The sequence below is a fragment of the Prochlorococcus sp. MIT 1318 genome (genome assembly GCF_047304505.1).
Classification (GTDB): domain Bacteria; phylum Cyanobacteriota; class Cyanobacteriia; order PCC-6307; family Cyanobiaceae; genus Prochlorococcus; species Prochlorococcus marinus_D.
In genome coordinates, this window is record NZ_CP138958.1 from 1653028 (window position 1) to 1670326 (window position 17299).

At 46.3% G+C, this 17299-nt stretch carries 24 protein-coding genes; 14 read left to right on the plus strand and 10 right to left on the minus strand.

The window, feature by feature from the left end:
* Positions 1-129: 129 nt before the first annotated feature.
* The 3 genes from amrS to SIB66_RS08310 form a co-directional block, all read right to left on the minus strand.
* Complete coding sequence (gene amrS, locus SIB66_RS08300; protein ID WP_063405769.1) at positions 130-1212, minus strand: AmmeMemoRadiSam system radical SAM enzyme; 1083 nt, start codon at positions 1210-1212, stop codon at positions 130-132.
* Between the two features lie 1529 nt (positions 1213-2741).
* Positions 2742-2927 (minus strand): cytochrome B6, encoded by a 186-nt coding sequence (locus SIB66_RS08305; RefSeq protein WP_236070111.1) that lies wholly within the window; start codon positions 2925-2927, stop codon positions 2742-2744.
* 22 nt (positions 2928-2949) lie between these two features.
* Positions 2950-3075 (minus strand): hypothetical protein, encoded by a 126-nt coding sequence (locus SIB66_RS08310; RefSeq protein ID WP_413410299.1) that lies wholly within the window; start codon positions 3073-3075, stop codon positions 2950-2952.
* Positions 3076-3276: 201 nt separating this feature from the next.
* On the opposite strand from SIB66_RS08310, the gene SIB66_RS08315 reads away from it, so the two are divergent.
* The 4 genes from SIB66_RS08315 (at position 3277) to SIB66_RS08330 (ending at position 4908) form a co-directional block, all read left to right on the plus strand.
* Positions 3277-3519: a Signal peptidase I gene (locus tag SIB66_RS08315; RefSeq protein ID WP_413410300.1), complete on the plus strand. Its 243-nt coding sequence runs from the start codon at positions 3277-3279 to the stop codon at positions 3517-3519.
* Positions 3520-3725: 206 nt separating this feature from the next.
* Positions 3726-4151: an NUDIX hydrolase gene (locus SIB66_RS08320; protein WP_063405770.1), complete on the plus strand. Its 426-nt coding sequence runs from the start codon at positions 3726-3728 to the stop codon at positions 4149-4151.
* Between the two features lie 242 nt (positions 4152-4393).
* Positions 4394-4525: a hypothetical protein gene (locus SIB66_RS08325; RefSeq protein ID WP_268873681.1), complete on the plus strand. Its 132-nt coding sequence runs from the start codon at positions 4394-4396 to the stop codon at positions 4523-4525.
* The gene (locus tag SIB66_RS08330; RefSeq protein WP_063399301.1) at positions 4522-4908 is read left to right on the plus strand and encodes an MAPEG family protein; all 387 of its coding nucleotides are present in this window, start codon (positions 4522-4524) and stop codon (positions 4906-4908) included. Before SIB66_RS08325 ends, SIB66_RS08330 begins: the two co-directional genes overlap by 4 nt.
* A gap of 260 nt (positions 4909-5168) precedes the next feature.
* Here SIB66_RS08330 and SIB66_RS08335 read toward each other — a convergent pair whose 3' ends face one another.
* A complete protein-coding gene (locus SIB66_RS08335) occupies positions 5169-5933 on the minus strand; it encodes an ion transporter (RefSeq protein WP_063405771.1) in 765 nt (254 codons plus the stop codon).
* A gap of 173 nt (positions 5934-6106) precedes the next feature.
* Here SIB66_RS08335 and SIB66_RS08340 point away from each other — a divergent pair, with 173 nt between their 5' ends.
* The 4 genes from SIB66_RS08340 (at position 6107) to SIB66_RS08355 (ending at position 8860) form a co-directional block, all read left to right on the plus strand.
* On the plus strand, positions 6107-6292 hold the full coding sequence (locus SIB66_RS08340; RefSeq protein WP_236073663.1) for a hypothetical protein: 186 nt from the start codon (positions 6107-6109) through the stop codon (positions 6290-6292).
* A 1240-nt stretch (positions 6293-7532) separates the two neighbouring features.
* Complete coding sequence (locus tag SIB66_RS08345) at positions 7533-7691, plus strand: hypothetical protein (RefSeq protein ID WP_236070113.1); 159 nt, start codon at positions 7533-7535, stop codon at positions 7689-7691.
* A 202-nt stretch (positions 7692-7893) separates the two neighbouring features.
* On the plus strand, positions 7894-8070 hold the full coding sequence (gene rpsU, locus SIB66_RS08350) for a 30S ribosomal protein S21 (protein WP_011130394.1): 177 nt from the start codon (positions 7894-7896) through the stop codon (positions 8068-8070).
* Between the two features lie 661 nt (positions 8071-8731).
* Positions 8732-8860: a hypothetical protein gene (locus SIB66_RS08355; protein WP_268873682.1), complete on the plus strand. Its 129-nt coding sequence runs from the start codon at positions 8732-8734 to the stop codon at positions 8858-8860.
* 63 nt (positions 8861-8923) lie between these two features.
* Here SIB66_RS08355 and SIB66_RS08360 read toward each other — a convergent pair whose 3' ends face one another.
* From SIB66_RS08360 to SIB66_RS08375, 4 genes are all read right to left on the minus strand, one after another.
* The gene (locus tag SIB66_RS08360; RefSeq protein WP_236070114.1) at positions 8924-9184 is read right to left on the minus strand and encodes a hypothetical protein; all 261 of its coding nucleotides are present in this window, start codon (positions 9182-9184) and stop codon (positions 8924-8926) included.
* A 107-nt stretch (positions 9185-9291) separates the two neighbouring features.
* Positions 9292-9516 carry a hypothetical protein gene (locus tag SIB66_RS08365; protein ID WP_413681231.1) on the minus strand — a complete coding sequence of 75 codons (225 nt, stop codon included), beginning with the start codon at positions 9514-9516 and terminating at the stop codon, positions 9292-9294.
* Between the two features lie 205 nt (positions 9517-9721).
* The gene (locus SIB66_RS08370) at positions 9722-9946 is read right to left on the minus strand and encodes a hypothetical protein (RefSeq protein WP_063405773.1); all 225 of its coding nucleotides are present in this window, start codon (positions 9944-9946) and stop codon (positions 9722-9724) included.
* A gap of 8 nt (positions 9947-9954) precedes the next feature.
* Positions 9955-10665 (minus strand): DUF4079 domain-containing protein, encoded by a 711-nt coding sequence (locus SIB66_RS08375; RefSeq protein WP_063405774.1) that lies wholly within the window; start codon positions 10663-10665, stop codon positions 9955-9957.
* Positions 10666-11477: 812 nt separating this feature from the next.
* Between SIB66_RS08375 and SIB66_RS08380 the strand changes: the two genes are divergently transcribed.
* Both SIB66_RS08380 and SIB66_RS08385 read left to right on the plus strand, forming a co-directional pair.
* Positions 11478-11672, plus strand: coding sequence for a hypothetical protein (locus SIB66_RS08380; RefSeq protein ID WP_063399308.1), 195 nt, complete (start codon positions 11478-11480; stop codon positions 11670-11672).
* A gap of 697 nt (positions 11673-12369) precedes the next feature.
* Positions 12370-12522 carry a hypothetical protein gene (locus SIB66_RS08385; RefSeq protein ID WP_155724598.1) on the plus strand — a complete coding sequence of 51 codons (153 nt, stop codon included), beginning with the start codon at positions 12370-12372 and terminating at the stop codon, positions 12520-12522.
* Between the two features lie 286 nt (positions 12523-12808).
* On the opposite strand, the gene SIB66_RS08390 is transcribed toward SIB66_RS08385, so the two are convergent.
* The gene (locus SIB66_RS08390) at positions 12809-13045 is read right to left on the minus strand and encodes a hypothetical protein (protein ID WP_063405775.1); all 237 of its coding nucleotides are present in this window, start codon (positions 13043-13045) and stop codon (positions 12809-12811) included.
* Between the two features lie 39 nt (positions 13046-13084).
* On the opposite strand from SIB66_RS08390, the gene SIB66_RS08395 reads away from it, so the two are divergent.
* From SIB66_RS08395 to SIB66_RS08410, 4 genes are all read left to right on the plus strand, one after another.
* Positions 13085-13369, plus strand: coding sequence for a hypothetical protein (locus SIB66_RS08395; protein ID WP_063405776.1), 285 nt, complete (start codon positions 13085-13087; stop codon positions 13367-13369).
* A gap of 339 nt (positions 13370-13708) precedes the next feature.
* Positions 13709-14356 (plus strand): methyltransferase domain-containing protein, encoded by a 648-nt coding sequence (locus tag SIB66_RS08400; RefSeq protein WP_063405777.1) that lies wholly within the window; start codon positions 13709-13711, stop codon positions 14354-14356.
* 687 nt (positions 14357-15043) lie between these two features.
* The gene (locus SIB66_RS08405; protein WP_063399315.1) at positions 15044-15349 is read left to right on the plus strand and encodes a hypothetical protein; all 306 of its coding nucleotides are present in this window, start codon (positions 15044-15046) and stop codon (positions 15347-15349) included.
* Between the two features lie 484 nt (positions 15350-15833).
* Positions 15834-16331, plus strand: a complete 498-nt coding sequence (locus SIB66_RS08410) for a DUF1543 domain-containing protein (RefSeq protein WP_063405779.1) — start codon at positions 15834-15836, stop codon at positions 16329-16331.
* A gap of 178 nt (positions 16332-16509) precedes the next feature.
* Here SIB66_RS08410 and SIB66_RS08415 read toward each other — a convergent pair whose 3' ends face one another.
* A complete protein-coding gene (locus SIB66_RS08415; RefSeq protein ID WP_063405780.1) occupies positions 16510-17259 on the minus strand; it encodes a phytochelatin synthase family protein in 750 nt (249 codons plus the stop codon).
* Between the last annotated feature and the right edge of the window lie 40 nt (positions 17260-17299).

A 17299-nucleotide genomic window follows, 5' to 3' on the forward strand; every position in this document is an offset into this window, starting at 1 on the left:
CTGATTAGAGGATGTTTGATTTGAGTCTAACTTGGAAAGTTTCATGATTAATGCAGCCTCGAAATCAGCTCAAATACGTTCATTTCGGCGGCATTGTTCGAGATGGGTTGCCAATGCCCATCGATGCGTTTATTGGCAAATTTTTACCGGTTGCCGCTGCCTGCCCCACTGACCTGGAGTGGCATCAAAGTGACCAGGGATCCTGGTGCCGCATTGTGCACATGTTCCTTTCACTGTTGTGGAGAGGCCCCACTGACCCAATGCATACCAGTCGCGCTCGATGAGCAAATGGTTGCAATTAGGGCAACGTGTGTTGTCTCCGGCTGGGTCATGTACGTTACCTGTGTAGACAAATTGCAGGCCTTCCTCAATAGCGATCAACCTTGCCTTGGTCAATGTTGATGGAGGAGTTTTGGGCCGATTGAGCTTGTAGTCTGGGTGATAAGCAGAAAAATGAATTGGAATATTTGGGCGTAGCTCTTCGCGGACCCACTCAGCGAGTTTACGGATTTCGTTATCGCCATCGTTTTCTTCCGGGATCAATAGGGTTGTGATCTCAACCCAAGTATTGGTTTCATGCACCAGATAGCGAAGGGTGTCTTTGACTGGTTCAATCTCGCTTGCACATAAGTCTCGGTAAAAGCGTTGAGTGAAGGCTTTGAGATCTACGTTGACTGCATCCATCATTTCGAAGAACTCTGCTCGAGCATTTGCGGTGATGTAGCCGGCAGTGACGGCCACATTTTTGATCCCGCGCGCTCGATTTGCTTGTGCCACGTCGATGGCATATTCCGCAAAGATCACAGGGTCGTTGTAGGTAAAAGCTACTGAGCGGCAGCCATGTTGTTGAGCAGTCGCAGCTAGCCGCTCGGGTGAGGCAGCATCCATCAAACGATCCATCTCTCGAGATTTCGAGATGTCCCAGTTTTGACAGAACTTGCAACCAAGATTGCAGCCTGCTGTTCCGAACGAAAGCACCGAAGAACCAGGAAAAAAATGATTCAGCGGTTTCTTTTCGATCGGGTCGATGCAAAAACCACTTGACCGGCCGTAAGTGGTTAGGGCCATGCCTTCAGCAGTGGCTTGTCGCACAAAACAAAACCCTCGCTGGCCTGGTTTCATTCGACAATGACGTGGGCAGAGATCGCATCGGATTTTTTCACCATCTTGCGACCACCATCGACCTAGGTGTAATGGGGCAGTATCAGTCATGGTGTGACGTGCTTAGTGATCAAGAGATCATTGAGTTCCATCAATACAATCGGATTGCCAATCTCAAGGAATTCATTCTATCTCTAATTTGTTTTTGAGTGTTTAGAAATTGCCATTGAAATGCTAAGAGATATTGCTAGAATTTACTAGAGTCAGAAGAGAGTCAATTCATCTTGCTCTCCAAGCCACCCGCCTCGAACACACTCATCTGATCAATACGTTGGAGAGGTTGACTCGCTCACAAGTCCCAGATGCCTTCAAGAAGAGAGATTAGATTGACTGAGTCTTCTTTATTGATAGTGATGTGAATGAGCGAGAAAAGAGAGCGATTGAATCTCCATATTTGATACAATTTACTTCTCTAATCTATCTTCAAGTAATTCTATATCAGGCTGCTTCGTATTGATCAACTCGGAAGTCATAAACTTTGCTTAGATGTTAGATATTTGTGATAATGGACTATTCCTAAGTAGTGTTAAACCGTAAGTATTGAGCTAAGGCCAGACTTTGGGATACTCAATAATTATTTCAGGATCCTTAGGCTTAGAGGTACACTCTTCTTTGACCACTTTTTCTACTAAAGTTCTAGACCATCTGTCAAGCCTTCTTGCATATGTGGTCTTACATTCCTATAGGAAGACTTTCCCTCTAGCTTCTGATTGTGTTAATGCTGATTTAGTAATGCATACGTATTGATGCTCTCCTTCTATTAGATTATATACTTCTACGCTACATTGACGGATTGAGTTTTTAAATCCCTGAGCATTGACACCGTCCTGCATCACTAACAATAGTAGGATTAAAGTGCTAAGTGATAAATTCACGGCAATAGCATGTCTCTAAAGTTAGTTGCTCTTACTCTTTATCCTTAGGTCGCTGTCTCAGGATATAGAGCCAAGCAACTGTCGCTAGTGCGACTGTAAACTCTGTAAGTATTGTTGCATTGCCCGCAAAGAAATCGTTCCAGCTAGAGGTGTTGGTCAATTATTGATCTTTTGGCTGCTCATATTCTAGCCATAAGCCAGTGCAAAGCGCTACCAATATGTAGCTGGTGGTATGGCTCCCGGTGGCAGGCACGAATCAATAACTGGTCACTTGTATCGTTGAATTGAAGTCGCATGCAATATCAGACTTCAGTACTGGAGATTTCGGAGTCCGTTTGTCTCTGGTTGATCTGTTCTTGTGGCTCCTGTCTGGTATTGAAGACACTTAATGCCCACCGCTGCTGTTGACGACCAGGCTATATGTTAATACAAATTTCCCGTCTTATTATCAATCCGGACTAAACTCTACGAACATAGCGCTAACAAAAGAAAGCCATCGCTCTAATCATCTTTTATCTCTGATTCTTTAGTCTATGTAGTCTGATCGCCGGTTGATATGGCCGTAAATCTTATTGCTCTGAGACCTGCTAGGTCGTACAGATGAACATGGCTTGAAAAGGATTGAAAGACTTAAATGAGATCAACCTGTTTTCGTTACTGTTATACTCTTAACCTATTGAAATGCCTGAATTAAAGCGGGAGGGCTTAGCTGCTCCTCTTCTTGCTTGATTCCTGTTGGGCAATCTTGAACCACAGCACAATGAAGTAAACCGACGAGATGCCTAGGAAGATCAACGTCAAGATCATCCATGTCCCCATGCTTAGGCCAAGTACGCCTGCATTGCGTGCGTCGCCGATTGTGGCGTAGGCCAGAAGAGTGGGGAAAGTCAATGGGATCAGTTTGTTCTAGTTATCAGTTCAGCACGGCTCGGTGGTTGGTCGTTGAACCTTGCGCATTGAACAAAGGAGCCCCTTTGCTTGATGGAGGCGCACTGAAGTAAAAAGCCGACTGCTCCCCATCACCCAGCCACGTTGACACTAGGAACAGGCTTGGAACCTGCCATGCGTAGAAACACTACTGCTGGTGCCACTTGTACTTTCTTTAAGCCGAAGCGCTATTTGTAGGGGCTTGCGTCAATAAGCTCTTTCCCTTAGAAATAAAGCTCCCCATCACCCAGGCCCGTCGCGTCACGCGAGGGTCTTTTTTTTTGTTGATCAGCCCCCCCCCCATGGGACTGCAATGAGCTTCCTTCTTGGTGGAGGGCATAATGCAGAAAGCTTGATGAGCGGTGATTCGATGAACGAACCGCAGCCGAAAGAGAGTTTGCTCAAGAAGAGTGGACGAATCGGCGCAATCCTTGGTTTTGCCTGGATTGCTCTGAATATTGTTGTGCCTTTGGCTTTGTTGCGTGTGCCTGCGGTGCAGCGTTGGCTAGTGGCATTTGACAACAAGCTCCCTTTTCACATTCCAGGAATTGGCTAGCTGCTTTTTGTTTCCGATTGCTGTGCTGGTCATGATTGGAGCGGTGGTCACGACTTCTCCAAGGTCAATAGCTCTGGACAACACATCTGTTGCCGGAACAAAACTTGATGAGCCGAATTTTTGAACCTTTTGGCGGGTCTATAAGACGTTAAGTACAAGGGTGCGGCAGGCTGGCGTTATGGGTAACGACTCCTCGAAATGAAGAGATGACGCACGAGGTCTCTCTTGCTGTGCTGGAAAGGGATGGTCACTGGCTCCTTCAGCTTCGTGATGACATCGAAGGAATCTTGTTTCCAGGTCATTGGGGATTATTTGGAGGTCACTTGAATGCAGGGGAAACGCCTTTTCAGGCCGTGAAGCGTGAACTTGTCGAGGAAATCAACTGGGCACCTGAAAATCTCCTCGTTCCTTGGTTCAGCAACCACAGCAGCACGCTTGTGGTACATGTATTTCGAGGGCCACTGTGTGTTTCCCTTGGCCAATTGCAGTTGCTTGAGGGTCAGGATATGACCCTGGCGAATATGGAGGAGCTGGCGAGTGGTGCTATCTGGAGCCCCAGACTTAGGGAGTGCAGACCGATTGCGCCAGGCCTGGATATCGTGCTGCAGCGTCAGTTCTCAGATACAGACTGAAGCCAGGTTGTGTGGAGCAATATTTTGAGGTTTTGCGGAATTTCCATGCAGAAGATCTTGTAGGCCGATCCCTTGCCAAGACAGCATGACAGGACTCTCTCTTTGTTGGGCTTTAGGGAAATTGAGGGGGGATGGCAGCCGCTAGTTCAACGATGATGATCACCTTGGTCAAGTGCGCGACTTCATGGAGGCGCTTTCCCCTCAGTTGGACAACTATGAATGTCGGTGCTCTGGTCAGCTAGTTGCTTGAACCAACCGGCTATGCAGAGACAAACACTGCTCTTTATCAGAGAGGCACAGCCCCACTCGCTGGCCATCAAGGCTGGAATTCAGATGGCATCCTTAAAGTCATTGTGCTGATACCAATTTCATGACCATTCCTGTGCTTCCAGCCGTTGTCACCTTGGCTGCCGCGATCGTCTACCAAGGAACCATGTTTGCAGTGGCATTTGCACGAAGCCATCACAAAGTAAAAGCTCCAGCAACGAGTGGGCCAGAAGAATTTGAGCGAGTGCTACGTGTTCAGCAGAACACCCTTGAACAGATGATGTTCTTCCTGCCGGTGTTCTGGCTAGCAGCTCTTTCTAGCAACACGTCTGTTGCCTGCTTGATTGGCTTCATCTGGGTGGGCGCACGTATTGCTTATGGCATTGGCTATTGGAAAGCGGCCAAGCTGAGAGGGCCAGGCTTTGCCATTAGCCTCCTTGCCAGCGCAGTTCTTCTGGTGATGGCAATTGTTGGTCTATTTAACTCATAGTTGGCGATCTTATAGGAAGCTTCCTGCGGCAATAGTGGCCTCTTCTGCCTGAAGTCAACATTGTGAGCTTCGTTTGCAGAGGCTGCGCACCTTTGGCTAATTGATTGGTTAGAAGAGAATAGGCTGCGAGATAGTGATGCTTTCCTTTGCTTCGTCAGGCTTAAGATACAGTTCTCATCCTCCCAATTCTGCCTAGGATCTAGGATTTGATTGTTTAATATGAATCAATTTCTATGAATTGGTTTGCAAGTAATGCTTTCCTAAGCAGATTCCTCAAGATTCTTCTTTTGTACAGCAATTGATTCGCTAAAACCTGCGGCAAGAATTCCGGTAGGTATGGCGATGGCGCCAATTCCCATAAGAGAAGTTACTGAAGCGATAATCTTGCCTACCGCACTAATTGGCACTGAATCTCCATGCCCCACCGAGCTGACTGCATTAATTGACCACCAGAGGCATCTAGGTATTGAACCTAATAGATCAGGCTGAATAGATGACTCTGCAAGATACATCAATGTGCTGCTAATGAGTAAAAGTAATAATGTATAAACAGTAGATATCTGCAGCTCTTGGCTCTTGGATCTGAGTGCATAGTTGAAATGAAGCATGCTTTGCTTGAATCTTTCGCTGCGGCCAACCTTTAGAATCGTAAGAAGACGAATAATTCTCAGGATCTTTAGTTCTGTTCTTACGCCGATAAAGGAGGGGATAATTGCAATCAGATCAACAATGGCCATTGGTGAGAACATGTAGCGAATCGCGCCTTCTACACCTTCTCCATATTTGCCCTCAAGTGGGGCAGTCCACACTCGACAAAAATATTCAATACAAAACAGACAGCCAATGATCCAATCGATTGCATCTATTTGTCCGCCAAACTGAAAATCAATTTGATTTTCAGTGCTTAGAACTGCAAAAAAGATTGAAACAGCAATTGTTGCGCCACTTAACTTATTGAATATCGATGTATTGCCTCCTGTGGATTGATTGATTACCTGTTCATGCAGTTTGAGGCGGAATCCCATGATGGTCCCCAAGGTTCCCTCTCCCTTTTGATTTCAATCCATCCTAGGCACGGGTCGCTCAATCGAGCCTTAGCGTGCCAGTTGTGCGGAGCTTTCCTGGCAGGAGTGAGCAAGGATTTAGTTTGCTTAATTCTTCGGCTTTGACCTCGATCTGAGAGGATGATGAAGATGTCTTGCGGATTGTTATGCGTGGTCTTGTTTTTGCGATGGCTCTTGACTTGAGTCCACTGACGATTGGAGTGATTGTGGTTGTCGGAGTATTATTCATTGCGATGTTCGGGATTAGCTCGGCATTTGGTGGCTATCAGGGAATCTTCGATTGGACCCAGGAGAAGCCAGGTGATCAGAAGAAAAGGTGAGAAATAAAGCAATCCTAAACGATACTTTTCTTTCTTTAAGTAATAGATTAGGCAACATCTCATGCCTAATCAATAGTGGTTATGGTTATTACGTTGCCTTGTCTGAGAATGGATGCCTAAGGGCTATTGCCAATCGTGGTTGTTGTTTAAAGTTGGTGTTTTCAATACTCAAGAAACCACTTTTAACTGAAAACATTATGACCATTTTTTACAGGTCTTTTGCATCCAGCCAGCACCATATTGGTCGGAGGCCTAAATAAAGTGACCATTGCTAATTAGTGCACCTCAATCGCTCAGCAGTTATTTGGTTCGTTATAACGCTTGAATTGAACCATCAGTGGCTTTGACTTTATTTGTTTTTTATGTCTTCTGCAATGGCAGCATTCTCTGAGTGGAGATTGGATTTGATTGCCCACCACAAAGCTATTGCTGAGACACCTCTCAGCGAAATAGCCTGATCAGCATTTGGGCTAAGTGAAGCAAAGGCTTAAATAATGATTTAAAGGATTTCAGGGATTGATTAAGAACTGATAGATCACGCAAGGCTTAAGTGCTTAAGTATTACTTAAGCGCATGATTGCCAATCTTCTCTTGTTTAGATCTGCAGTCGTGCGATAGGGTCTAGTATCGCCTCGCTGCCCGGATTGACTTCAGGAGATCTGATGAACGCACTCCGCCAAGCATGAGCTGAGCAAGTAGCCGGCAAGACTTGTGCCTCAACCTATTCACATCAATTGTGCGTTCTCAATTTGAATGAGTGAGAACAGTCCCCCTGAACCTGTTGCCGGGGGGTGTGCTTTATTCGTTTGGAAACCCGTTCGCCATGATTTTTGCCCGAAGCAATTGGGACGAGGTTTGGCAAATTAGATGGGGGTCGTTGCTGCCTTGATAGGTCCTTGTCTTGATAGAACTTCTCAAGATGTGTGGGCCCATCAAAACAGCTCAGGGTGCAGGTCTTTCTGAACAAGTGGTGAGTTCAGTAGAACAGTCGGTGGGTTTTGGCAGATTTTGCCTGGTTAGAACTTGGCAGGATGCAGCAGTGGATCTTGAGCGGACTAGGGCTTGCCTGAGAAGACATTTTGCATAAATAAGGTGTCTGTCTCGTAAACAACACTTGCCTTTGGTCTTTGGTTGTCAAATTGGTCTCTCTTGGGATCGATCGCGACCGATTTGTAGCGAACTAAGGTCTTAGCGGAATCAGCAAAGGAATGTCTGAGCGAAATGATCCTGTTAAGCAAGAGTGAAGAGAGCAATCAGCGGTTCACTGCCTAGCCATGTTGGTGAAAATCAGGAACCAGGCGTGTCTGGTTTGCTGTTCTGGAGCGATCGAGACCCCAAAGATGGCCCCTCTCTGAGGCAATCAGGATGGCCTCGTAGAGATCGCTGTTCCTGGCTTTGAATTGGCTTTTCTTCATGTAGGTAAAAATACCGACAGAAGTGGCCTTGGATCAATGGAAATACCAAATCCTGATGCCTTGCATAGGCTTGCTTTATTGATCAGATCTCCAATTCTTAAGGTGATGCCGCACACCTTTTTGTTGTGTTGGTGAATTTCTCAAGAGAGGTGGCCTGGTAAATTCGTTGATTGGTTGAATTTGCTTATGGCTCAGGTCACGGTAGGGGAGAATGAGGGCGTTGAATCGGCCCTGCGTCGCTTTAAGCGAGCAGTCTCTAAGGCTGGGATTTTTTCTGATCTCAAGCGCATTCGTCACCACGAGACCCCAGTCGAGAAGTACAAACGCAAGGCTCAGCAACGTCGTCGTAGTCGCAGACGTTGAGTCCACTCCAATCGAGCAGTTGATCCCTCCTGGTAGCTCTTGCCTTGATGACCAATGTCTGCTGGTTGGGTCCAAGAAGATTCTCCTGGGAATGATTTTTTTGCTGATTTGCTATTAGTGATGCGACAGCATTGACGAATCCATTGCTTATTGGCGCACATTGAGCTGGAGGTGAATCTGATCGGTTTGATGCTTCAACTGAAGCCATACCTCCTAGCGCCAGCTCCTTGTTAGAGGTGTAAGCGGTGCGCCGAGACAAAGGGGAACGTCGTTTCTGCACGGCTTGTGTGAATGGTTGTCACTGGCGGTGGAACGCTCAATCCCAGCTGGTCAAGTTGAGATCAAGTTCCTATGAGCTGTTCTGTCTCTGGGTGTGTTTCGGCCGAGGGGAGGCGAACGAATCTTTGCGCGGCACGTGGTCCCCTAGGCAATCAACCATGGCTACCATTGCACCATCAGCAGGGCGAAAAGCTCTTATTCCTTAGCCAGTACGCTAAATATGGTATTGGTGTTGCAAAACAGCCCTAAACAAGGGGCAAGAGCTTCAAGGATATCCCTGACCTCTAGCCACCAGCTGGATGGTTGACGAAGGCTGAGCCCTAAGGCTCAAATTGTTGTTTTAGCTTGAGCGAAGAATGTGATCAATCGCATTTGGATGCTCATGGACGAATTTGATCGTTTCCATGGCAACCTGTCTTGCCTCAAAAGAGTCATTCGCATAGGCACAGAATTCGCACCGATGACTCTGAGCATCGCGATAGCTGATGGTGTAACCGTGGCGGCTCATTAGTCCAGCCATTCAATTGATCATTTACATCCTTGCTCAGCAGAGTATGGAGTTGCCACTAATTGTTCAAAGAAGTGAGCGAATGCACAAGAACCAAACTTTTTCAATGCTCTTCTTCACCACATCAACTTCCGGATCAGTGACCATTCCTCTATTGAGCGTGGGCCTCTTTCTATAGCCTTGTGAGGGCTTACTGACAGACTCTGGCAAAGGCACATCGTGATTTGCTGCAGTGGAAGGGTTACCTGGATGATCCATGAAGAAGGTCTCCTCCGTCGGCTTGGCAATTGCCGCAAATGTCTTTCTATTCGTTTGGGCTGCGATCAATAGCCCCGTTGGTTAAAGATATAAATCGCTCTGCCTAGCAGCATCAATTACCTCAACCATCAATGGCCGTGCGGGTTTTTGTTGAAGCGCAGGCAAAAGCCCTGCTATTAAGACGGGGGTTTGCTTATTCGTTCCACCCTTAGGGCAGTGAACCCTTTTTCTTGTTGTCCTTGACCTGTGACCATAGGTTCTGCTCGCTTCTGTAGAAATGCATTGGCTTGGATCAAGTTCAGCACTGAGCCTGATCTCAGCGCTCTGGCACTGCAGACTGAACCGGTTTGTGGCATTGAAGTCTCATGCCTAAAAGGCGTTGCACTGCCAGCTTTGTTCATGGTCAACTTTCGTTGATGAAAAACGCTCAACCAAGCGTTTCCAATTTGATTGCTTCCATCACAGCAGCCGTTTCAGCAGCCATTTGATTTGTCTTGTTGCCTTCACTCCTCACACGATGCAGTTCTCTATGGATTCGCTTTTCTCGTTGATTATCGGCTTAGGTCTGAGAGCTGATTGAGTGCTTAATTGAGCTGGCAACAGTGATCATTTGTATCCCTTTTGAGAATCTTTTGTTTGCAGAACTTCTACATTTGTTTGCTGCGTTGACCCAGTTTGAAGAATGCTGATGGCATGGACACCTTCTTCTCCAATGGCAACTATGGAAAGCGCTCGATAGGGATCAATTGAAAGACCAGGAGGGCTTAGAGCGCATCGTTGGTCTGTTTGGCGGCGTGAGGTTTGTTCCAGCACTGGCGAGCGGGCGCGCACAACAACTCCTACGGTTGAGGAGCATTCGCGGTGTAATTAGCTACCCGCTCGGCTTTTGCCTGTTGGATGTAAGGCTTTTGCCAGCGCAGGGGGATCTCTAGTAGGGCTTTGGGGCCGGTGATTGCTTCTGCCAGGAAGATCACCGCCGCAAGACTATTGGCTGTGATGTGCAGCCATCGCCAGCGCAGATCACGCAGGATTTCTTGTCGGGATGCCAGCGAGAACAGCATCAGCCCAACGAGACCAATGCCACCCCAGAAATGCGATTGCCAGAATTCTGCTTTGAGGGGGTTGTCACTGAGGCGGAATACTTCCGGCTGCATCCCAAGGACGATGACACCTGCCCAGCAGAGTAAGGAGAAGCCTGCTCGATAGGCGGGTCTTTTGTCTCGCCAGGTTGTCAGCAAGGCGATGCAACTTCCAATGAGTACCAGTAGAAGCAATCCAGCACGGATCAGACCTCCCTCAAACTCCGTTAGCGGATGTTCAGTGCTGATCATCACGACCAGAGCAAGCAGCACGATTGCGATCACTCCGGCTGAGAGCCATCGTCCGAGATTGCTGTGCACACTCCCGACATTGGCTGGACTTTCGTTCTGACGTTTGAGCCGACGACTGCGGGTTTGAAGTGACAGGTTTAGGACTATCCCCAGTAGGGGGTAGATCAAGGCTACGGCGAAAATCGGGTGTAGCAACCAGATCCAGTCAAGGGTCTGCATGGTGAGGGTCTGGTCGGGGAATCAAAAGGGAGACACAATTGGATTTAGCAATGGTGCTAAAAGCCTGCACGCCATCGCTTAGAGCTTATTGAGTTGAACTGGATAGAGAATCTCTCCGTTTCTGGGTCCCTGATTCTCTTCCTATCGAAGGAGCTTATGGGAATTCAGGTGGTTGATGTTACTCAGTGATTCTACAAACCTGCCTAATTCTTGAGAGTGAATGATTATTTTCGCTGCTTGGCTAGCTGAGTAAGCATTTTGAATTAGTTCAAACCCCTTTGCCGTTGCAACAGTGATGAATAGAACTTGATTGGAATCGAAGAGGATGTAGGTCAAGCCATCAGGAATGTTTCTGAGGTGCCATGTCTTTGCTGATATAAGCAGGAGCGATCATGAGCATAGGCCAGAAATTGTCAATGGGGTTCGAGTGAAGAACTGAGCCTGTGATTGTGGCGATACTTTGCTGCTGTTATTAGTCCGCATCAAAACCAATACATGAATAAGGGGCTTGGGGGAGGTTTTGAGTCGAGTGGCGAATGAACGAGATACGTTCTTTGATTAGCTCCGCAATGCTGATCGGTTGAATCAAATTTCGCTTGCCTAGCCTTGGTTTTGGCTTGCCTAAAGGCTAAGAGCTACTTTTTGGCAGATGTTGAAAGGAAGAGCTAAGTCGAAGGCAATTCAGTCATGCGCATCAGATGGGGCTACTTGCATAGAAAATAAGGCGAAGGCGGAACTGTTGCTACTCATGATTCAGGGCTTGCTGGTCATAGGTGAGGTGAGCTACGACTAGCTCCTAACTGAGGCGATAGATGAGGGGCATTTTTGAGCTGTTGCTGGCCTGGCGTTGGCCGCTAGCCTTTATCGTGAGCACAGCCTTTTTAAGCAAGGCTTTAATCGCGATTACTCGCGCGGGCATTCGTGTTGAGATTTTTACCAGACGTCCTATCAAGGTTTCCACTGGACCATCAGCGATTCAGGCCGAGGTCACCAAAGTAAGGCTTTAGTGGCTGAAATCTTTGTGACCCTAGGTAGGGAAAGACTCTGGCAATTCCGTTAAATACACAATGATTTCGAAGAACTAACTTCTTTCTTTTGATAGACAAAACAATCAATATCCATCACCATGATCAACAATTTTGATTCTCAATACTGTCCGCTATCTTTATAGCCTGATCGGCAGTATTTGTTATCCAGCTCATTCCTCTTTGAGCCTTTCTCACTCCACGCAGCCATGCCTGATTGCAAAGACAGCTGCTTGAGTTCGATCGCATATGTCAAACTTGTTGATGATTGTACTTTGGGGCAAAGTATCGTAGTGTTTGCGATGTTATTGAGCTTCCATCAAGGCATCCTTAAAGATTAATCTTAGAGTTCTGTAAGGATAATTTAAAAAGGGGAATTTAAAACCTTGATGCTCGTCTAGACTTCTTTTGTCTGGCTAACATAAAGAGAAGCTATTGCTTAGAAGTGCTTAATACAAACTATGGCCTCCCATAGAAATATGGAAAGAACCTGATTGGAGAGTGTAAGTCGCCAGAGCTGCAAAACTTGGTTTTTAAACACGATCGACTGACGTTGATCGAAAAAAGCTTCTGCCGTTCCTTCCAGATCAACTTATGGATCGTGCGGGAGCAAGAAAAGACCCTTGGATGATCCGGGTACCCAAGGGAGTGAGTCGCTGTATCTCCACGCATACAGATCATGAATGATCCAGAAAAAACCGATGTAGGCAATGATCCAAAGACATGTATTCGTGATTACCACTTGGTTGATGATGTTGGAGTGATCGAACATTTACGCGATCAAGTGAGCTTTGATCAACCCTTGCAAAACAAGGGCCATCCGCTTGGCTGATCCTTAAAGGCCCGTCTATTGCTTTGAGATTTGGCGAGCGGATGGCCAATCGTCAAATGGTGAAATTGGTGTGGAAGGCATCACTGATGACCCAATGGGCAATGTGGTGATCGGCATGAACGAACTGATGCAGTCACAAAAATGCCTTTCTGGGATGGCGGTCAGGAGGTAGTAGCAGACCTCTAGATCAAGGCCCTGACATTGATATGGAGCGGTGGGATCCACAGATGTGCAACTAGAAAATGCCTTGGGGAGGGGCATTTCTGCCTCATAGGGATGAGGTTTTTCACGCCCAGGAGTGAAAAAAAGAGATCTCAGTCGTTTTTGCTGCGTCGCTGATGAGCATCACCGTCAAGGGAGTGCCTCTAACGACGAGGTCCAGCTGTTGTGGAGTGCTTTTGATCAAGCCATCTATTCCCCGATGCAAGTTGATTGGCGAAAACCGTACAAATATCACTTTGGAGTGGCTTTTTAATCCCAGCCGGGCCTGGTTCTCCGTACTGTTTTTGTTCGGTCTAGGCATCTACGCCGACCAAGCTGTAAAAATCTCTCATAGAACACCATGTACTCCCTCTTTGACGAGTTTTTCTCTAGTGCAAGCTTCTATAAAACACGTCCTCGCGTTTCTGTGATCAGTGATTCTGAGTTCAAGGCTGATCAGGATCGCCAGAACGCAGAACGTGTTTCTCATCTCGAGAATGTAAGGGCCGATTTGCTCGATTCAGTCAACAAAGTTGAAGCACAGATTGAGGCGCTTCAAACAGCACTGCCGCAAGCCAAGCAAGCGATCAAGGCACCTATCGCTGAGCCTGCCGCAGCAAAGGAGACCTGCTCGCGCTCGGCATGACAAGAATTTTTATGGCAAGGAGGAAGGAACCACTACAAGCTCAGTGGCGATTCATGAAGCCCCTGCTAGTGCGGGGGCTTTCTATTTCCTGCAAGTAGCTGCAATGGTTGGTAAGAAAATTAATTGATAATGCTCCTAAAAGTTCCCCTGTGGCAGCTTAAAAATCATCTGCTCGAGTGGATTAGCACTGACATAATCTATATAGAGAAACTCGCAAAAGTTGACGATAGTGAGCATGTTTTGCGGATATCAGCTTAGTTGAATCTTGTGAGGCCTTGAGGTTATTGACTCGCGGAATGGTTCGCAGCAGGCGAGACTGAGCATCGCTTCGCAATCCCCTTGGCGGTTCAAGTTCTTCAAAACGAACAACGTTCCAAGCTCGATCAGAACGATGACGTGCTTTTTTATGCTGAGCCTCGTTTCGTTCATCATCTGGACGAGGCATTTCGGGGGCGTTTGACGCGGCTTTATCGCGAGATGATTCCGTCTTGCTCCACGGTGCTCGACTTGATGTCGAGCTGGGTGTCTCACCTGCCTGATGACGTCATCTATGACCGTGTGATCGGCCATGGCCTCAATGAAAAGGAACTCGTGGCCAACAACCGGCTTGATAGCCATTGGGTTCAGAATTTCAATCTCAACCAGTCCATTCCGCTTAAGGATGAGAGTATTGATGCGACTCTCATCGTTGCGGGTTGGCAATACCTTCAGCAGCCTGAGGATATGGCTGCGGAGTTATTGCGTGTGACGCGCTCGAAGGGCCAAGTCATCGTTGCTTTCTCGAATCGTATGTTTTTCACAAAAGCTCCGCAGATCTGGAGGGATGGCGATGACCGTGATCATTTCACCTACGTTTCTAAGGTGCTGATGGCTCAGGGTTGGCCAAAGCCTGAGATCATCGCAGAGGAGACTCGCTCAACAGGTGTCTTGGGGTTGCTAGGCGGCAAAGGAGATCCATTTTTTGCAGTGATCGCGACAAAGCCTTGACTGCAGTAAAGCCAACAAAGGAAGCAATCTGAGTTGGCAAATAAGACGAAACTCTTTGCATGAAGGCTACAATTAATCCAGACTCTATGCACAGATTGCTAATCCATGACCTCTTCATTAGTTTGAACTAGTGTTTGCTTGCTTCCTGAGAGTATTGCTTTTTCCTAATGGGCCATGATTTATACAAAAGACGAAGGCTAAGTCACTCTATTATTATCAATGACCTTAGGACTGCTAGGAGGAGTTGAAAATTAAACAGTGACTCTTTCATGAGAGCTAAAATAGAAAGAGACTAAAACTAAGATTTCCTTTGTTTGATGTATTGATTCTATGATTGACTCTTATACGCTGCAGCAGTGCAAAGCCAATAAGCACATTTGCAAGCTTAAAGTTAGAAACCTAGAGCATGCTGTTCAACAGGCAAAGCTGATGATTGCAGAGTCTGCTATGGACACTGAATCACTCGTTTCTTTAAGGCGTAAAGTTGCTGAATCCATTCTAGACTTAGAAGTATTATATTTGTTGATGGAGGAGGAGGTCAAAGTAAATTAGTCGTTTAACATTCATCTGCTTTAAATTTATATAGATTGCTTTTATCTTGTACCGGCAAGGCTCTTTATGCTTAATTGCATGTCGTCTATTGCATCATTTTGATTTGCTATGATATGAGCTGTTTGTCACTTTCACATGGATAAGTCGACCAAAGATCAAATTGTTGCATCTTCTGCTGGTTGGGTTGCTGTTTCATTAAATATTTTGCCAGGTATTGGAGCTGGCTACCTCTACCAACGTAGGTGGAAGGCCTATTGGATTACTTCCGCGGTCGTTAGTATTTGGATTGTTCTTGGTGCTGTCTTGGGTCAAGACATTGATCCTGTTAATGATCAAAGAAACCAATTAGTGGGTCTTATAGGTCTCTTGCTTGTAGCTGGAACAACTGCTGTAGAAGCTGGTTTAGCGGTAAAACGTGCGCGCAATAATGAATCGACTTGATCGATAGGATTAACAAAACATCTAGAGCGAGTTCTCCCCCTCTAGTCTGTTGATAATTAATCTCGATGTTGTTTTTATTCGTATGCCTATAGGCCCCGGCTCTTCACTCCAGGAGGCTTTGATCGTAGAGCAAGGATGAATGGAATAAGGATAGATTAATGATTGAATATTGGGATTAATTCAAATTTTACCCGTTAATCCGGTTTAAGCATTTTTGCTTTCTTTTCTTGAAAATGCTTGCTAAGCTTGGGAAGAACGAGAGGGTTTAGTATGCACACATATCTTGTTGAGGCATTGATCGTTGTCTCATCTACTCTTTGGGTTGTATTGTTGCTTTGGAAACCTCAAAAGGAATAGCTGATAGTCTATTCTTAAACTATTTTTTGGTCTTTTCTTTTGGCATGCTGGCTTAAGTGAAGCTTCCGATCTGTATTCATTTTTAAGCATCAAAAATGATCTTTTCCTTGATTAATCTTTTATAGAGATGAATCTCTACCTTGTCGTGTTGGGTGGGAGGACTCGCGGAGCACACGTGGAGATGCACGATGTGCGCTGGGTGGTGGGTGAAACGATTGAAGCAACAGTGCCCCAGCTGAAATCACAATGGATTGGTAATCCTCGAGGGTTGCATGTGGACAGCTACATGCGCATCCGCTTCGTGGATGGTTACCGGATCACAATGGCTAGCGCCGGCAAAGTCAATGCAAACGAAGCCAACAAGCTCTGGTTCATCAACCTGGGAGGTTATAAGGCTGGTGAAATGCTTGAACAGCATCATTTGGAACTTGTGGTCGCACCCTCGGCCCAGATTGCCAAGGCCAAGGCACGCCGCCGCTGGTTCGAGCCGATGGATCAGATCCACAAGGATGATCATGCCGCGATCATTCGTCTACAGGGATATTCAGTCGTCCTGGAGATCGATCCTCAGGGGCGACATGATGGCATCAAACCCGACTGGAGTGGCTACTGGGTTATCACTTGATCAGCATTCTCCCGGATTGGTTTCATTTCATGGTTCTGCTGGCTCTTGGCTAGGGATAATCTTGTCAAGTCAGAATTTATAGGGACAATGATTGATCTATTGTATTAGTATTTCTTTGCGTAAAGGGATAAGTGTCATGAGCACTGATTTTATAAATGATTCTCCCTAATCTTGCACGCTATTCAATAACGAGTATTCCTCTCTGCAATCCTGATATGCCGTCTAATGTTCGCATTGCTTTCCATAGATCATGTGTTTTTACCCATACAGAAGGATAGCGATATCTGGCAACATCTAGAATTAGAACTTTGTCAGTAACAGCGTCATAAGCTGCTAGTGGAGAGAAGTGTCCACCCCCTTTTTGGCCAATAACCTTCCTGTCATAATTGACAATCAAGCGATCATTAGAATCGTCAAGATTAGCTTTCACAAGTGATCTAAATGCTGACAGACTAAGAATATCTCCGTGTAAACGCTTAGAAGAAACACCATGATGACTGAGTAGGTTTTGAACTTCTTGAAGTGTCATGCCTTGACGCCTGACTTTGGTTGGGCTAATGACTGCTTGAGATGAATCCGAGTCGAAGATATTGTCTTGGGTCCAGAAGTGGTAGTTTCTGAAACCATCTACTGGAGGTGCCGGAATTGCTAGGCTGTTTAAAACCATTACGGCACTGGCAACCCCGCAATAGGCAAGGTTTGATTGGGTCAGAAAAGCTTCCATTAACGAGCCGTAATCTGATACAGACTTGCTGCTTTGCAACAAGACCATTCCTTCTGATGTCGTTATTGGAACTAGTTTTTCCGCTAAGGCAGGATTAGACCAAGGGCTTACTATCAGAGCAAAACTCAATAAGCTGATTCTAGGAGAAGTTATCCAGATGAAATGTTTAGCTGTCTTGTATTTTCGAGCCGGATTAAAGAGCATGACTTCACCTATGCTGAGTAGTGCACCATTCTATCTATTT

What these genes read in the sequence shown, in the direction of transcription:
- SIB66_RS08365 (WP_413681231.1), bottom strand. Translation starts at nt 9,516, where the DNA reads ATGAACAAAGCTGGCAGTGCAACGCCTTTTAGGCATGAGACTTCAATG.
- SIB66_RS08320 (WP_063405770.1), top strand. Translation starts at nt 3,726, where the DNA reads ATGACGCACGAGGTCTCTCTTGCTGTGCTGGAAAGGGATGGTCACTGG.
- SIB66_RS08410 (WP_063405779.1), top strand. Translation starts at nt 15,834, where the DNA reads ATGAATCTCTACCTTGTCGTGTTGGGTGGGAGGACTCGCGGAGCACAC.
- SIB66_RS08330 (WP_063399301.1), top strand. Translation starts at nt 4,522, where the DNA reads ATGACCATTCCTGTGCTTCCAGCCGTTGTCACCTTGGCTGCCGCGATC.
- SIB66_RS08380 (WP_063399308.1), top strand. Translation starts at nt 11,478, where the DNA reads ATGAGGGGCATTTTTGAGCTGTTGCTGGCCTGGCGTTGGCCGCTAGCC.
- SIB66_RS08355 (WP_268873682.1), top strand. Translation starts at nt 8,732, where the DNA reads ATGGACGAATTTGATCGTTTCCATGGCAACCTGTCTTGCCTCAAAAGA.
- SIB66_RS08405 (WP_063399315.1), top strand. Translation starts at nt 15,044, where the DNA reads ATGGATAAGTCGACCAAAGATCAAATTGTTGCATCTTCTGCTGGTTGG.
- rpsU (WP_011130394.1), top strand. Translation starts at nt 7,894, where the DNA reads ATGGCTCAGGTCACGGTAGGGGAGAATGAGGGCGTTGAATCGGCCCTG.
- SIB66_RS08415 (WP_063405780.1), bottom strand. Translation starts at nt 17,259, where the DNA reads ATGCTCTTTAATCCGGCTCGAAAATACAAGACAGCTAAACATTTCATC.
- SIB66_RS08315 (WP_413410300.1), top strand. Translation starts at nt 3,277, where the DNA reads ATGAGCTTCCTTCTTGGTGGAGGGCATAATGCAGAAAGCTTGATGAGC.
- SIB66_RS08385 (WP_155724598.1), top strand. Translation starts at nt 12,370, where the DNA reads ATGAATGATCCAGAAAAAACCGATGTAGGCAATGATCCAAAGACATGT.
- amrS (WP_063405769.1), bottom strand. Translation starts at nt 1,212, where the DNA reads ATGACTGATACTGCCCCATTACACCTAGGTCGATGGTGGTCGCAAGAT.
- SIB66_RS08390 (WP_063405775.1), bottom strand. Translation starts at nt 13,045, where the DNA reads ATGCCTAGACCGAACAAAAACAGTACGGAGAACCAGGCCCGGCTGGGA.
- SIB66_RS08395 (WP_063405776.1), top strand. Translation starts at nt 13,085, where the DNA reads ATGTACTCCCTCTTTGACGAGTTTTTCTCTAGTGCAAGCTTCTATAAA.
- SIB66_RS08375 (WP_063405774.1), bottom strand. Translation starts at nt 10,665, where the DNA reads ATGCAGACCCTTGACTGGATCTGGTTGCTACACCCGATTTTCGCCGTA.
- SIB66_RS08335 (WP_063405771.1), bottom strand. Translation starts at nt 5,933, where the DNA reads ATGGGATTCCGCCTCAAACTGCATGAACAGGTAATCAATCAATCCACA.